The organism is Thioclava sp. F36-6 (assembly GCF_002020305.1).
Lineage (GTDB): Bacteria > Pseudomonadota > Alphaproteobacteria > Rhodobacterales > Rhodobacteraceae > Thioclava > Thioclava sediminum.
The window spans coordinates 152,506-167,868 of record NZ_MPZX01000002.1; the positions used below are offsets into that span (position 1 = coordinate 152,506).

The following is a 15,363-nucleotide window of genomic DNA, read 5'->3' on the forward strand; positions in this document are numbered from 1 at the left end:
CTGCCGGACCCGCGCGCTGCTAGCTAGGCAGAGATTCGCGACAAATCCTTGATCCGAGACAAAAACCGCCGACAAACCGCAGGAACCCTTTCACTCGCGCGCGGCTGAGCCTAAAGCTTGGGCAGCAAAAATGGGAGGCGTGCATGGCATTGGCAGAGGCGCTGGCGGAACTCGAAACTTTGCTGGGCGACCGGCTCGACACCTCGAAAGGCGCGCGCGACCAGCACGGCCGCAACGAGACATGGTTCGCTTTCGCGCCGCCCGATGCGGTGGCCTATCCGATCAGCGCCGAGGAAGTCAGCGCGATCGTGAAAACCTGCGCCGCCCATGACGTGCCGATCACGCCCTATGGCACGGGCACCTCGCTGGAGGGCCATGCCGTGCCGGTGCGCGGCGGGATCAGCCTCGATCTGATGAAGATGGACCGCGTGGTGGACGTTCTGGCCGAGGACATGCAGGTGCGCGTCCAGCCCGGCGTGACCCGCGAGGCGCTCAACGAAGACCTGCGCGCGACGGGGCTGTTCTTCCCGGTCGATCCGGGCGCAAATGCCTCTCTTGGCGGTATGGCGGCGACCCGGGCGAGCGGGACGACGACGGTGGGCTATGGCTCGATGCGCGACAATGTGGCGGCGCTGGAAGTGGTGCTGGCCGACGGTCGCATCATCCGCACCGGCAGCCGCGCGAAGAAATCCTCGGCAGGTTACGATCTGACCGCGCTGATGGTCGGCTCGGAAGGCACGCTCGGGATCATCACCGAGCTGACGCTGCGCCTGCATGGCCAGCCCGAGGCGATCTCGTCTGCGGTCTGTGCCTTCGACACGCTGGAAGCGGCGGTCGAGACGGTGCAGATGACGATCCAGATGGGCATCCCGATGGCGCGGATCGAATTCGTCGACGACCTGACCGCGCAGATTTTCAACGAGGCGAACGGCACCGATTTCCCCGCGAAACCGCATCTGATGATCGAATTTCACGGCTCGGAAAGCGGCGTGGCCGAGGCCTCCGAGCGCTTCGGCGAGGTCGTGGCCGAGATGGGCGGCGCCGATTTCCAATGGGCGACGACGACCGAGGACCGCAACAAGCTGTGGAAGATGCGCCACGGCGCCTACCCTGCCACGATCGCGCATCGCCCCGGCTGCATGGGGCTGGTGACCGATATCTGCGTCCCGATCTCGCGGCTGGCAGAGGCCGTGGCCGCGACGAAGCATGACATTCTCGAAGCCGGGCTGATCGGCCCCGTGGTGGGCCATGTCGGCGACGGAAATTTCCACTCGGTCCTGCTGCTCGATCCCGAGGATAAGGACGAGTTCAAACGCGCCAAGCAGGTGGCCGCGAAGATGGCCGAACGTGCGCTGGAGATGCAGGGCACCGTCACCGGCGAGCACGGCATCGGCATGGGCAAGATGGGCTATATGCGCGGCGAGCATGGTGCAGGCTGGGACGTGATGGGCCAGATCAAGCGCGCGCTCGACCCGCAGAACATTCTCAATCCCGGCAAACTGGTGGAGCAGGACGAATGAGCTTCGAGACCCCGGACGCGCTGCCGCGCGCCTTTGCGAAAGCCTGGGGCGCGCGCGACGCGCAGGCGCTTGCGGGCTTCTTCGCGGAAGATGCCGATTTCATCTCGCTCACCGGCGGGATCGCCTCGGGCCGCACCCAGATCGCGGAACTGTTCGCAGGCGAACTCGCCGGCGCCTTCTCGCGCGCGCGGCTGGTGACCGGCAAGGCCAAATCGCGCGCCGTCGGCGCCGAGGCCGCGGTCGTCCTCCAACGCTTCGTCCTGACCGGGATCATCACCGAAAATGGCGCGGATGCGGGCCGGATCGGCTGCACGCTGGCCGCAACGCTTGGGCTGACGCCAGCGGGCTGGGAAATCGTCGCCGCGCAATTCGTGGTGGAGGCGGGGTAAGACGCCGTATGGCGGCTCCAAGCCGCTTAACCTATGGTTGCGACATGGGAGAAATCAGACCAAGAATCGTCTTCGTTTGCAGCGACCGGCACCTCTCGCTGGGCAGCACCTTCATGCGCGCCCATCAGCTGATTGAACTGATTTCGCCCGAGCTTGGCGACGAGATCGATCTCTCCATTTCCCTCGCGCCGCGCAAGTCGAAGCTTTGGGGCAAGATCGCGCGCCGTCTCTGGGCTGCACGCCAACCTGAAGACGCGATCTTCTTCGTCACGAAAAGCGCCCTGCCCGTGCTGCGCCCCGAGGTCGCCGCGAGCCTGAAGAAACGCGGCGGGACGATTTGCGCCGACTATGTCGATGGCGATCTCGACCGACTTCTGTCGCCCGCAGCCGATCTGCATATCGCAAGCTCGTACCAATCCGAGCGTCAGCTGCACGACCTTATCGCTGAGTGGAACGCCGGCGGTCCCCGCTTTTCGTCCAAAGTCCACACAATCCTGCATGGCCCAGACATCCGCCTTGCCAATCAGGCTGTGCGCGCGCAGCAGGACACATTCCGCATGGTCTATTTCGGCGACCCGCTGAACTGCCAAATGAGCGAGGCGCTGCGAGACAAGATCGACGTGCTCAACGCGGCCCATGCCGAAGATTTCGAGGCCACTTTCGAAGCGCTTGGAGATTACAGCGCGCATTACTGCGTCCGCCCCGACGCGCAAGGCGGCCGCGTGACGAAACCATTCACCAAGGGGATGATCGCCGCCGCCTGCGGGGCCGTTCCGCTGGTGAACCGCTCGGTGCCCGATGCCGAAGCGCTGCTTGGCGCGGACTATCCCTATTTCACCGAAGACGACAGCGACACGGCGGTAGAAGCGGCTTTCCAGAAGATGGCCGCCGAGTTCGGCCGGCCGAACTGGACACAGGCCTTGAGCGCGACACAGGCGATGGCCGCGCGTGTTTCCGCCCCCGCCATTGCTGAAAGATTCAGAGAACTCGTGAAAATCGCGCGCGGGAGCGTGTTTTCACTTTGAGCCGAGTGGCGCTTTGGATAAGCGGAATGACATCATGACCCCCAGTTCATCCTCTTCAGATCGGCCAAGATTTGTCGTCTATACGGCCATAATCGACGATTACGACTTGCCCCTGCCTCCGCGCCAGCCTGATCCGAACATCGACTATATTCTACTGTCCAACACCCCCATGCCCAAGGCGCGCGGCTGGACCGTCCGGCCGATTCCCGAACCGGCCCGTGACCTGCCCTCGGGCGATGCGAACCGCTGGTGCAAAATGTTCGCGCATGAGATTTTCCCTGAATACGGCTATTCGGTCTATCTCGACGGGAACATTCGGATCGTCAGCAACCTCAAGGATTTGCGCGACGAATTCATCGCCTCGCATGCCGCGATCGGGCTGTTCAAACATCCGACGCGGTCCACCATTGACGAGGAATGCACCGAACTGTGCGCCTCCCCCCGCTTCTCGCCCGAGGATAAGGCTGCGATGCTTGCGCAGCTAAACCGGTATCGCAGGGATATGCCGACCGGGTGCGGCGTGCCGCTCTCCGAAAACAGCATCATCTTCCGCAACCATCGAGCCACCAATCTCGCGCCGGCGATGCAACTCTGGTGGGAGGAATATCGTCACAACTCGAAGCGCGATCAGCTGGCCTTGCCGTGGGTACTGCAAAAGGTCGATCTATCGGTCCACCGGTGGGGTTGGTCCTTCCGTCACCCGAACCCGCATTTCATCCGGATGCCGCATTTCAGCGGTCGCTCCGGCGGGGCGCTTTCGATCGCGCGTTACTATCTCTCGATGCATCGAAAGACCCTGCGCAATCAGGTACGGTGCTACCTGTCCAATCGCCGCAAAACACGCGCGACCGACGCTTAACCCTTCAGCAAATCCAGTGCCGCCGCCTTCGCGGCTTCGGTGACTTCGGCGCCGGCGATCATGCGGGCGATTTCGTCGGTGCGCTCGGCTTCGGCCAGCGCGCGGACCTCGGAGGTGGTCATGTCGTTGTTGACCGATTTGGCGACGCGGAAATGGGTCGCGCCGCGGGCGGCGACCTGCGGGGAATGGGTGACGACGAGGACCTGTGCGCCCTCGGCCAATTTCGCCAGACGGCGGCCCACGGCATCGGCGGTGGCCCCGCCCACGCCGCGGTCGATCTCGTCGAAGATCAGGGTCAGCGTATCGGCACCGCGCGCGAGCACGACTTTCAGCGCGAGGAGGAAGCGTGACAGCTCGCCGCCCGACGCAATCTTGTTGAGCGGCCCTGCCGGCGCACCGGGGTTGGTGGCGACGGTGAAGCGCACGGTATCGGTGCCCTCGGCACCGGGCTCGCCCGCGGAGAGACGCGTCTCGAACACGGCGCGGTCCATCTTCAGCGGCGCCAATTCGCCCGCCATCGCGGCGTCGAGCTGCCCTGCGGCCTCGGCACGCGCCTTCGACAGCGCAGCGGCGGCCTTGTCATAGGTCGCGCCTGCTTTCGCAAGATCAGCCTCAAGCGCGCCGATCCCTTCTTCGCCCGCGTCCAAGGCGGCAAGCTTCTCGCGCAGACCTTCGGCGAAATCGGCCAGTTCATCGGCGAGCACGCCATGTTTGCGCGCAAGACCCCGGATCGCGAACAGACGTTCCTCGCAGGCCTCCAAAGCATGGGGATCGAAATCGAGCGCATCCAGCGCGGTTTCCACACCCTGCGCGGCCTCACCCAATTCGAGGAAGGCACGTTCCAACGCTTCCAGCGGCGCATCGAGACGCCCCTCGGCCCGGTCTGCCGCGCCTTGCAGCCAGCGATCGGCGTCGCGCATCATCCCCTCCGCCCCTTCCGGGCCGAGGGCCGCAAAGGCGCGCGACACATCTTCGCGGATTTTCGCGGCGCCCTGCATCAGGCGGCGCTGGCTGTCGAGTTCGGCTTCCTCGCCGGGTTTCGGATCGAGCGTGTCGAATTCCTTCACAGCATAGCGCAGGAATTCTTCCTCCTCCTTCACCGCCGCGAGAGAACTCCGCGCCGCCTCCAGCTTGCGCGCCGCCGCGGCCCGCGCTTTCCAAGCCGTGCGGGTGGCCTCTAGCAGATCGGAATGGCCCGCGAAGGCATCGAGCAGCGCCCGGTGGCCGCGTTCGTTGAGCAGACCGCCATCGTCGGACTGGCCGTGCAGCTCCACCAGCGAGGCGGAGACCTGCCGCAGCACGTCGCCCGACGCCCGGCGGTCGTTGATCCACGCGGTCTTGCGGCCGTCGCGCGCATTCACCCGGCGCAGGATCAACTCGTCCGAGACAGGGATGCCCGCTTCGGCCAGTACCTCGCGCGCGGGGTGATCGGAGGGCAGCTCGAACACCGCCGTCACCTCGCCCTGATCGGCGCCCTGACGCACCAGTTCGGCCCGACCGCGCCAGCCCAGCACGAAGCCCAGACAATCGAGCAGGATCGACTTGCCCGCCCCGGTCTCGCCGGTCAGCACATTGAGGCCGGGGCCGAAGTCCAGCTCCAGCCTCTCGATAATCAGAATGTCGCGGATATCCAGCGAATGTAGCATTTCAGACCATGAGGGCCCCGATCAGAGCCACTTGCCCTGAACCACCTGACGATACACGCTGGACAGCCATCCGTTGCCCTTCGCCTCGGGCTTCAACCCACGCTTTTGCAGCAGGTTGAAAGCGTCCTGATAGAAGGGCGAGGACTGGAAGTTGTGGCCGAGGATCGCGCCTGCGGTCTGCGCCTGATCGGTGATGCCGAGCGCCAGATAGGCCTCCACCAGACGTTCCAGCGCCTCGGGCGTGTGGCTCGTCGTTTGGAATTGCTCCACCACCACGCGGAAGCGGTTGATCGCCGCGGTGTAGTTGCCGCGCTTGAGGTAGTAGCGCCCGATCTCCATCTCCTTGCCCGCGAGGTGGTCGAAGGCGAGGTCGAATTTCAGGATCGCCGACTGGGCGTATTCCGAATCCGGGTATTTCTCGATCACGTCGCGCAGCGCCTGCAGCGCCTGGAAGGTCAGGCCCTGATCGCGGCCGACCTCGTCGATCTGATCGTAATAGCTGAGCGCCAGAAGATATTGCGCATAGGCCGCATCTTCGTCGCCCGGATAGGTGTCGAGGAATCGCTGCGCCGAAGCGCGGGCTTCTTCGTAATTCTTCGCCTTATGCTGGGCATAGGCTTCCATGATCAACGCGCGCTTGGCCCATTGCGAATAGGGGTAAAGCCGCTCGACCTCGGAGAAATACTTCAGCGCGGTATTGGGGCGGCGCGGATTGCCGACCTCCAGCTCATATTCGCCACGCTCGTAGATTTGCTTGGCCGTGAAGTTTTCGAGGTTCGGTGCTTTGTTCGGGTCAGTACCGCAGGCGGAAAGCGCCATTACAAGACCAAGAGCCCCGAGTTTCGCTGCCGCCAGTTTGCCGCGCGCCATGCCCTGCCCCATCCCTCTTTCGTTGCCGGAGAAAGGCCCCGGACCCGTCAATCACTACCCCGTTTCGGAGGCCGTTCGGCATGTCCTAGCATAGAAAAATCCGGGGCGCAAAATGCCTTTGCGGGTTTTGACGCCCCTTTTCCCGATGCCCGCGAACCCGTGACCGGGCCGCGATACATTCAGGCCGATGCCAGTGCCGCTGCCGAGCATACACCAGCGCCGGGCAAGCTGTAAGCCTGCGCGGGCGAACAGGTTTCCCAGCACCACGCATCGGGGCGCTCGAACAACGCCCGCAGAAGCTGGTTGGTCATCGCATGACCCGCGCGGTTGCCGCGATAGCGACCGAGGATCGGCGCGCCCGCAAGCGCGAGATCGCCAAGCGCATCGAGCATCTTGTGGCGCACAGGTTCATCCGCATGACGCAGACCGCCGGGGCTGAGCACCTTGTCGCCATCGACGACCACGGCATTCTCGAACGTGCCGCCGAGGCTGAGCCCCTTCTCGCGCATCGCGTCGACATCGGCGAGGCGGCAGAAGGTGCGGCTGTCCATCAACTCGCGCACGAAAGCGCCATTGGCCATCTTGAGGCGCTTGCTCTGACGGCCGATCGCGGCGTCGGTGAAGTCGATCGCGAAATCGATCTCGAGACCCGCGGCAGGTTCGATGCGCGCCACGGCCTGCCCGTTGCGCACTTCGACCGGCTTCAGGATGCGGATCGCGCGCAGTTCAGCGGCAAGCTCACGCAAACCAGCCGCGCGGAACGCCGCGACGAACTGGGCCGAAGACCCGTCGAGGATCGGCACTTCCGGCCCGTCCAGCGAGATCAGCGCGTTGTGGATGCCCGAGCCCACGAGAGCCGCCATCAGGTGCTCGATCGTGGAGACCTGAACGCCGTCTTCGTTTTCGATCAGCGTGCAGAGCGTCGCGCTCGGCACGTTGCTCCACAAAGCGGGCACACGAGGATTCACGCCGGACACATCGGTGCGACGGAACACGATTCCATGGCCCGCAGGCGCCGGATGCACATGCATCTCGACCGGGGCGCCCGAATGGAGCCCAACGCCGGAAAAGGCCACGGATTTGGCAAGCGTCGTCTGCACGATAACCTCACAACTTTTTTCTCTGGCGATCCACGAACACACGGGTCCGAGAGCCGCAGCATCAGTTAGTCAGAGACGGCGGGGTTAACAATTCACTCTTTGTAACGGCCTGAAACATTGCGGCCGTGATCTGGCGGAAGGCCGCGCAGAAGCACATAAGCCACTGAGATAGAATGAAAAAAGGCCCGCTCTCGCGGACCTTTTTCGGCGTTTCGTGAAGCCTTTGTGACCGATTAATTCGCCTGACGGCGCAGGAAGGCCGGGATCTCGATGCGATCCTGATCCTCGGATTGCTCGTCATCATAGGCCTCGGCGCGCGGCTGAGCGGTCTGCGGACGCGGCTGCTGGGGCTGCGGCGCGGGCTGCTGCGGAGCGTGCTGCTGGGGCGCGTGGCCCTGCTCGGCATGGCCGTGGCCGGTCATGCGATTGATCAGCGAGTTGATGCCAAAGCGCGGACGCTCTGCCTGCGGCTGCGGTTGCGGCTGCTGCGGTGCGGCCGGGCGAGTCGCCGCCATCGGACGCTGCGCGGGCGCGCTCGACGGAGCCTTGTTCACCGCCGCCTCGAGACGACGCAGGGCTTCCGGCGACGGGGTGCCGGGCTGACGCGGACGCGGTGCGACATAGTCATGCGCGCCGTCTTCGACATGCAGATCCTGCGCGGGCGCAGGCTGTGGACGATAGGCCGGCGGCGGCAGGTCGTCAGCGGCTTCCTGAGCGCGCGGCTGCTCCATCGTGGCGCGAGCTGCGGGCGCGTCGAACAGAGTCCGCTCTTGTGCGGTCTGTTGCGGCGCGGGCTGCGGGGCTGCCTGAGCGGCCGGTGCCTGTTGCGGCGCGGGCTGCGGGGCCGGAGCGGGCTGCGGCGCCGGAGCAGGCGCATGCTCGATGGTAGCTTCGGCTGCGGTTTCCGCGGGCTTCAGCGGCTCGGCGAGCGAGCGGCGCGGCACCGGGACTTCCGCCGGGGTGGCCAGCGCATCTATACCGGTCGCGACCACGGAAACGCGCATCGCGCCTTCCATGTCGGGGTCCAGCGTCGAGCCGACGATGATGTTGGCATCCGCATCGACCTCTTCGCGAATGCGGTTGGCCGCTTCGTCGAGCTCGAACAGCGTCAGGTCGTAGCCGCCGGTGATGTTGATCAGCACGCCCTTGGCGCCTGCCAGCGAGATCTCGTCGAGGAGCGGGTTCGCGATGGCCTTCTCGGCGGCCTGAACCGCGCGATCTTCGCCCGTCGCCTCGCCGGTGCCCATCATCGCCTTGCCCATCTCGTCCATCACCGCACGCACGTCGGCGAAGTCGAGGTTGATCAGGCCCGGACGGACCATCAGGTCGGTCACGCCCTTCACGCCCTGATACAGAACGTCGTCGGCCATCGAGAAGGCTTCGGTGAAGGTGGTCTTCTCATTGGCCAGACGGAACAGGTTCTGGTTCGGAATGATGATCAGCGTGTCGACGACCTTCTGGAGCTCTTCGAGGCCCTGCTCGGCCTGACGCATCCGCTTGGAGCCTTCGAATTGGAACGGCTTGGTCACGACGCCGACGGTCAGAACACCCAGCTCACGCGCGGCCTGCGCGATGATCGGAGCAGCCCCGGTGCCGGTGCCGCCGCCCATGCCAGCGGTGATGAAGCACATATGCGCGCCAGCGAGGTGATCGACGATCGCCTCGATGCTTTCTTCGGCCGCGGCCGCGCCCACCGTGGGACGTGCGCCTGCGCCCAGACCCTCGGTGACCTTGGTGCCCATCTGGACCCGGGCCTGCGACTTGGACTGCTGCAGCGCCTGAGCGTCGGTATTCGCGACCACGAATTCCACGCCCTCAAGCTGCTGCTCGATCATGTTGTTGACCGCGTTCCCGCCCGCGCCCCCGACGCCGAATACGGTGATCCGGGGCTTCAGGTCCTCGTGCTCTGACATCATCAAATTCAACGCCATGTGGTATGTCCGCCTGTTGTTGCTGCCCGACCCTGTCCCAGGCCGATTTCAATGGAAATTAGACCGATTTTAGCGATGAATCGCCGCAGCGTCACGTAAAAAACCGCTTCGGACCACAAAATCTGGAGCTCCAGATTCCGTGACCAGCGGTATTTCGCGCAGACGTCAGCATATTGTGTGGATGATGCGGCCAGACCGCCGCCGCTACGCGAACTTGAACTTCGCGCGACAGGGGCCTGAGATCAGTCAATTTTCACTTTTGCAACATTTCACCAATTATCGCGGAACCAGCGGATGGCCCGGCGCAGCGAGCGCCCGCCCAGCGTTTCGGGGGGCATCTCGAAATCCCACCACTCGTCTTGCGGATGCGCCGCGAAAAGCGACAGACCCACCACGGAAGAGAAGCCCGAGCCGGTCGCGGCCTGCGGCAGACCCTGCACCCGCATGGGCCGCCCGAGCCGCACATTCTGGCCGAGGATTCGCGCGGCCAGCCCGTCGAGACCGGGAATCTGGCTCGCCCCGCCCGTCAGCACGATCTGCTTCGAGGGCAGATGCTCGAACCCCGCAGCATCGAGGATCGCGCGCACGTCTTCGAGGATTTCCTCGACGCGCGGGCGCATTATTCCGATCAGTTCGGCGCGGCTCACCTGGCGGCGATCCTTTTCCCAGTCGCCGGAGTCGCCGCCCAGCTCGATCATCTCGCGATCGTCCATGCCGGTGGCGACAACGCCGCCGTGGAAGGTCTTGATCCGCTCGGCGACCGACATCGGCACCCGCAGCCCCGCCGCGATGTCGCGGGTCACATGCTCGCCGCCCAGCCGCACCGCGTCGGCATAGATCATGTGTTTCTTCATGAAGATCGACACGCCGGTCGCGCCGCCGCCCATGTCGATGCAGGCCGCGCCCAGCTCCTGCTCGTCTTCGACGAGGCTCGAGACGCCCGAGACATAGGCAGAGCTGGCGATACCCGCGAGTTCGAGATCGCAGCGCCGGATACAATAGATAAGGTTCTGGATCGCGGTGTCGGAGACGGTCAGCAGATGCATGTCGACCGCGAGGCGTTGCCCCGCATGGCCCCGCGGATCGGCCAGACCCGAGCGGTGATCAAGCGCGAAGTTCACCGGCTGCGCATGAAGCACCTCGCGCCCTGCCCCGAGCGGCGGGATATCGCACGATGCCAGCACGCGGCTCACATCGACCTCGGTGACCTGATCGCCCTGCACTTCGATCTCGCCCGCCAGCCCGTAGGACCGCGGCTCGGCGCCCGCGAAACAGGCGATGACGTGATCGACGCGGGTATTGGCCATCTTCTGCGCGGCCTGCACGGCGGTCCGGATCGCGCGCTCGGTCTCTGCCATCGCGTCGATCTCGCCGAAGCGCACCCCGCGCGAACGCGTCGTCGCGGCCCCAATCACCCGCACCGAGGCGTGCCCGGCCAGCGAGTCCTCATCCTCGGACCCGTTCGGATTGTCGAATTTCAGAACGAGGCAGGCGATCTTGGAACTGCCGATATCGAGAAGCGCGATCACGCCCCGTTGCATCGCTGCCTTACGCATGTTGCGCATTGCGCGCTGGAACTCGTAGAGATCGGTCATTGCGTGGCCCTCGCTTTGAGAATGTCAGACTGCACCCGGCGGAATTCGGCGAGCGCGTTATCGCTGAGCCGGATCGTCGGACGGTCCTTGTTTCGAAAATCAATCACGGTGAAATCGCGGGCGAGCAGATCCTCGGCGGTGTTGAGCGCGAGGATGCGGTCGAGTGCGGCGACGGGATCTGTCTCGGGCAGCATGATCCGCTGGTTATGATCGAGCACGAGATCCCAGCGCCGCTCGCCCAGCCGCTCCAGCCCGCGCAGACGCGGCAGAAGCGGACCGGCATCGGCAATGATTTCCAGCGCCTCGGGCACCGCCTTATCCGCGCCCATGCCGGAAATCACCGGCAGATCGGGGCGCGCTTCGCGCGAAATCAGCGTGGCGACCCGGTGGCCAGACGCATCGAGCATCTCAAGCCCCGCAGGCTGGCGCCAGAGGATCGCGGGGACGCGCTCGGTCACGTCGGCCTCGAGCACCCCGCCCGGACGGATCACCAGCCGCGCATCGGCCACCGCATCGAGGCGGCGGATCGTGTCGCGATAGGCGTCGAGGTCGATATCGAAGCTCGACGCGGGCAGCCCCACCGGCAACATCGCGCGCACGGCATGGGCGACCTCGGGGCTCGCGCCTTCGATCTTCAGCAGCTTGACCATGAATTCAGGGCGATGCTCGATCGCGTCCTTCACATCCTGCACCTGTGCGACCAGCTCGGCGCGGCGGCCCGGATCGCCCAGCCACACCCCGAGGCCCGCGACGATCAGAACAATCGGCACGCCGATCCGGGTGAAGGCACGCACGGCGGGCGTGAGCCACAGCCGTTCGAGTTTGAAAGCAAGCCGCGACGGTGCGGGATCGCGGCGGGTAGGACGTTTGGAGCGTTGGTAAACACGAGGGGCCATGCCACCCGAAGGGCCTTGGCGATGCCCGGGGGCTTCGCGCGGCGGGGCACCGTTCAGCGGCCGCATGAGGCGTCCTCCACCAACCAGGCGCAGAGCTCGGGGAAATCGATGCCGCAATGCGCGGCCTGTTCGGGCGAAAGCGAGGTGGGCGTCATGCCCGGCTGGGTGTTGGTCTCCAGCAGCACCAGACCGGCAAGCCCCCTGCCCTCGTCCCAGCGGAAATCGGTGCGCGAGAGCCCCCGGCAGCCCAGAACTTGATGCGCGCGGACCGCGTAATCGAGGCAGGCTTCGGTGATCTCGACGGGGATTTCGGCGGGCAGAACGTGGCGCGAGCCGCCGGGGCGGTATTTCGCGTCATAGTCGTACCAGCCCTCGGTGATGATCTCGGTTACGCAAAGCGCGCGCTCGCCCATCACGGAAACGGTCAGTTCGCGGCCCGGGGCGTAGGTCTCGACCATCACCTCTTCGGGCATCTCGGCCGACAGCTGCGGCGGGGAGTTCGCGCCGTCCATCACCAGATAGACGCCGACAGACGAACCCTCGTTATTCGGCTTCACGACATAAGGTGCGGGCAGCACATGCCGCGCCATCACGTCGCCCTTGGTCGCGATCACGGATTGCACGATGGGCAGGTTCGCGGCGGCATAGGCCTGCTTGGCGCGCGCCTTGTCCATCGCCAGCGCCGAGGCCAGCACACCGGAATGCGTGTAGGGGATGCGGAGCCATTCGAGCATGCCCTGAACGCAGCCATCCTCGCCCCAGCGACCATGCAAAGCATTGAAAACGCAATTGGGCGCGGCATCGCTCAGCCGTTGCGGAAGATCCTCTCCCGCGTCGATCTCGATCACTTCGAAACCCGCCGTGCGCAACGCCTTGGCGCATTCGCGCCCCGAGGACAGAGACACCTCCCGCTCAGCAGAAGGGCCGCCCAGAAGAACCGCCACACGGTGGGATGCCCTGCTCGACATACCCGCTACTTTCGCCTCATGCGGGGGTTGACCCCCGTCCGGTAATTGCGTTGCAGGGTGGAGGTCTTACGCCTCGAATTCTCCTACACGCATGATTTCCCACTCTAGCGAAATTCCGCTCGATTGCACAACCTTTTTGCGCACCTCTTCCCCGAGATTTTCGAGATCGGCCGCGGTCGCCCCGCCAGTGTTGATCATAAAGTTGCTGTGTTTTTCCGACATTTGCGCGCCACCGATGCGCGCGCCGCGCATTCCGGCGTCGTCGATGACCTTCCACGCCTTCAGCTCATGCGTGTCATCGGCCCGGCCCGTCGAGGAAAAGCCCGCCGGGTTGCGGAAGGTCGATCCGGCGGTGCGGTCCTTGGTGGGTTGGGTCGCGTCGCGCTTGGCCAGTTGCTCGGCCATATGCGCTTCAAGCGCGTCGGGGTCACCGGCCTCCGCCCGGAACGTCGCGCCGGTCAGCACCCAGCCTTCGGGCAAATCGCTCTGACGGTAGGCGAAGTTCAGATCCCCGGGCGTGAGCGTGACCCGCTCCCCTGCCCGCGTGATCACGCGCGCTTCGATCAGGTGATCGGCGACGTAAGAGCCGTAGCAGCCCGCGTTCATCCGCACCGCCCCGCCGATCGCGCCGGGAATGGTGCGCAGGAAAGTCAGGTCCAGCCCCGCCTGCGCCGCCTTGCGCGCGACATGGGCGTCGAGCGCCGCGGCGCCCGCGGTGACCGTGTCGCCCTCGCAGGCGATGCCGTTGAAGCCCCGCCCCATGCGGATCACCACCGCCCGCAGTCCCCCATCGCGCACGATCAGGTTCGAGCCTACGCCCATCGGAAAGACCGCGATCTCCTCGGGCAGCCCTTTGAGGAACTCTGCAAGGTCATCCTCGTCGGCAGGCTGGAACAGCCAATCCGCCGGGCCGCCCACGCGCAGCCAGGTCAGCGAGTCGAGCGGACGGTTCGGCGTTAGCGCGCCGCGCGGGGTATAGGTCGAAGGACAATCAGTCATGGCGCATCTCGTAGCCGCGCGCGCAGGGCGAGGCAAGCGATCGCGATCTCATTCAGCGGGGTCGCGCGCGCCGCGCAGCGCACGGACAAGGAAAATGACCGGCCAGCGCAGCACTGACATGCCGCCCGCCAGCACCAGCAGCCCCATGATCGGGCCGTTCTGATAGGTGACCCAGCCCACCAGCGGCACGCCGACCGCGATCAGCCCCCACGCGCCCGGCCAGTGGAACCGCCTCGGTCCCATCGCGATCAGCGTGGCAATGAGCGCCCAGACACAGGCAAGAACGAGCGAGACGGTCATGAGAAACCTCCCAGGGCTGCGATCAGGGCCGCTCCGGCGACCAATGCGCCCACGACCGGAACGGCCATAGGCACCTTGAACGGCGCATAGTCGGACCGGCTTTTCAGCGCGACGAGCGACAGGTTAACGAGAAGGAAGACGCCCAGGAGCACCTTCGAAGTGATACCGGCCAATTGCTCGACCGGGGCAGCGAGCGCAAGCGCAATCATCGCCATACCGCAAAGAAGAGTCGCGAGGACCGGCGTGCCAAAGCGCGGATGCGCCTGATGAAAAACGGACAGCGCAGGACTGCGGCGACCCAGACCGAACAGCACGCGCGCCGCCATCACCACCTGCGCGAGCACTCCGTTGAGCGCCGCCGCCACCGCGATCGCGGCGAGGATGCCCGGCCCGTGCCCCGCCGATTGCCAGACCAGTGCCAAGGGCTGCTCGGAGCGGGCGAGATCGGCCAGCGGCACCGCGCGCACGGCAGCGTAGCTTACGGTCAGATAGAGGATGGCGGTGATCGCGAGCGCGGCGAGGATCGCGCGCGGCATGTCGCGGATCGGGTCGCGCATCTCCTCGGACATGTTCACCATATCCTCGAAACCGATGAAGGCGAAGAAAGCGAGCGACGCGGCCGCCGCGATCCCGGCCCAATGCGGCGCGGGCACCGGCGTGAGATCGGGGCTTGGATCGGCCGAAAGTCCCGCCCAGATCACCAGCGCGAGCCCGACCACTTCGACCAGCGTCAGCGCCACGGCGAGCCCTACGGATTCCAGCACACCAAGGCAAGCGACGCCGATCAGCACCAGTCCGAAGGCGATCATCACGCCCTCGACCGGCAGCGGCACCAGCAGTGTCAGATAACCAGCCCCACCACGCAGCACCGCCGCCGCCGAAACCGTGCCTGCGACCACGATGCCAAGCCCCACGATCAGCGCCAGCGCATGACTGCGCAGCCCTTCCTCGACAAAGGCGGCCTCTCCGGCAGCTTCGGGGATGCGTGAGGACAATTCGGCATAGGACAGCGCCGACGGCGCCGCGATCAGCCCCGCCAGCACGAAGGCCAGCGGCGCCCAGATTCCGGCTTGCGCCGCGACCGCGCCGACCAGCACATAGATACCCGCGCCCACCATGACGCCGACCCCGTAGCCGGTCATCAGCCACGGACCCAATCGGCGTTTCAGATGCGTCTCGTCACGCATGACGCGGCCCTTCTTGCCCACATGAGACGACGTGGCAGCGCCGCAAGTCTTTTCGATGTCGTGCCGGGTCGCCCCGGC

At 65.5% G+C, this 15,363-nt stretch carries 14 protein-coding genes; 4 read left to right on the forward strand and 10 right to left on the reverse strand.

Features of this window, described 5'->3' with window-relative positions:
• The first annotated feature begins 143 nt into the window (after nt 1–143).
• The 4 genes from BMI88_RS07875 to BMI88_RS07890 all read left to right on the forward strand — a co-directional run bounded on the left by BMI88_RS07875 (nt 144) and on the right by BMI88_RS07890 (nt 3,793).
• On the forward strand, nt 144–1,520 hold the full coding sequence (locus tag BMI88_RS07875; protein ID WP_078547608.1) for an FAD-linked oxidase C-terminal domain-containing protein: 1,377 nt from the start codon (nt 144–146) through the stop codon (nt 1,518–1,520).
• Nucleotides 1,517–1,909, forward strand: coding sequence for an SgcJ/EcaC family oxidoreductase (locus tag BMI88_RS07880; RefSeq protein WP_078542649.1), 393 nt, complete (start codon nt 1,517–1,519; stop codon nt 1,907–1,909). Before BMI88_RS07875 ends, BMI88_RS07880 begins: the two co-directional genes overlap by 4 nt.
• A gap of 113 nt (nt 1,910–2,022) precedes the next feature.
• Nucleotides 2,023–2,934, forward strand: a complete 912-nt coding sequence (locus BMI88_RS07885) for a hypothetical protein (protein WP_078547610.1) — start codon at nt 2,023–2,025, stop codon at nt 2,932–2,934.
• Nucleotides 2,935–2,968: 34 nt separating this feature from the next.
• Nucleotides 2,969–3,793: a glycosyltransferase domain-containing protein gene (locus BMI88_RS07890; RefSeq protein WP_078547612.1), complete on the forward strand. Its 825-nt coding sequence runs from the start codon at nt 2,969–2,971 to the stop codon at nt 3,791–3,793.
• Here BMI88_RS07890 and recN read toward each other — a convergent pair.
• The 10 genes from recN to BMI88_RS07940 all read right to left on the reverse strand — a co-directional run bounded on the left by recN (nt 3,790) and on the right by BMI88_RS07940 (nt 15,285).
• On the reverse strand, nt 3,790–5,439 hold the full coding sequence (gene recN, locus BMI88_RS07895) for a DNA repair protein RecN (RefSeq protein WP_078547614.1): 1,650 nt from the start codon (nt 5,437–5,439) through the stop codon (nt 3,790–3,792). The genes BMI88_RS07890 and recN overlap by 4 nt on opposite strands.
• A gap of 21 nt (nt 5,440–5,460) precedes the next feature.
• Nucleotides 5,461–6,309: an outer membrane protein assembly factor BamD gene (locus BMI88_RS07900; protein ID WP_078523038.1), complete on the reverse strand. Its 849-nt coding sequence runs from the start codon at nt 6,307–6,309 to the stop codon at nt 5,461–5,463.
• Nucleotides 6,310–6,488: 179 nt separating this feature from the next.
• Complete coding sequence (lpxC, locus tag BMI88_RS07905; RefSeq protein ID WP_078522993.1) at nt 6,489–7,409, reverse strand: UDP-3-O-acyl-N-acetylglucosamine deacetylase; 921 nt, start codon at nt 7,407–7,409, stop codon at nt 6,489–6,491.
• Nucleotides 7,410–7,642: 233 nt separating this feature from the next.
• On the reverse strand, nt 7,643–9,340 hold the full coding sequence (gene ftsZ / locus BMI88_RS07910) for a cell division protein FtsZ (RefSeq protein WP_078547616.1): 1,698 nt from the start codon (nt 9,338–9,340) through the stop codon (nt 7,643–7,645).
• Nucleotides 9,341–9,609: 269 nt separating this feature from the next.
• Nucleotides 9,610–10,935 (reverse strand): cell division protein FtsA, encoded by a 1,326-nt coding sequence (gene ftsA / locus BMI88_RS07915; RefSeq protein WP_078522995.1) that lies wholly within the window; start codon nt 10,933–10,935, stop codon nt 9,610–9,612.
• A complete protein-coding gene (locus BMI88_RS07920; protein ID WP_168173960.1) occupies nt 10,932–11,831 on the reverse strand; it encodes a cell division protein FtsQ/DivIB in 900 nt (299 codons plus the stop codon). The genes ftsA and BMI88_RS07920 overlap by 4 nt, the downstream gene beginning before the upstream one ends.
• Before the next feature lie 53 nt (nt 11,832–11,884).
• Nucleotides 11,885–12,799: a D-alanine--D-alanine ligase gene (locus BMI88_RS07925; RefSeq protein ID WP_078547620.1), complete on the reverse strand. Its 915-nt coding sequence runs from the start codon at nt 12,797–12,799 to the stop codon at nt 11,885–11,887.
• Between the two features lie 66 nt (nt 12,800–12,865).
• A complete protein-coding gene (murB, locus tag BMI88_RS07930; protein ID WP_078547622.1) occupies nt 12,866–13,798 on the reverse strand; it encodes a UDP-N-acetylmuramate dehydrogenase in 933 nt (310 codons plus the stop codon).
• Nucleotides 13,799–13,846: 48 nt separating this feature from the next.
• Entirely contained in the window at nt 13,847–14,098 is a 252-nt protein-coding gene (locus BMI88_RS07935) for a DUF2484 family protein (RefSeq protein WP_078522999.1), read from the reverse strand.
• Nucleotides 14,095–15,285, reverse strand: coding sequence for an APC family permease (locus tag BMI88_RS07940; RefSeq protein WP_078547624.1), 1,191 nt, complete (start codon nt 15,283–15,285; stop codon nt 14,095–14,097). The genes BMI88_RS07935 and BMI88_RS07940 overlap by 4 nt, the downstream gene beginning before the upstream one ends.
• Nucleotides 15,286–15,363: the final 78 nt, after the last annotated feature.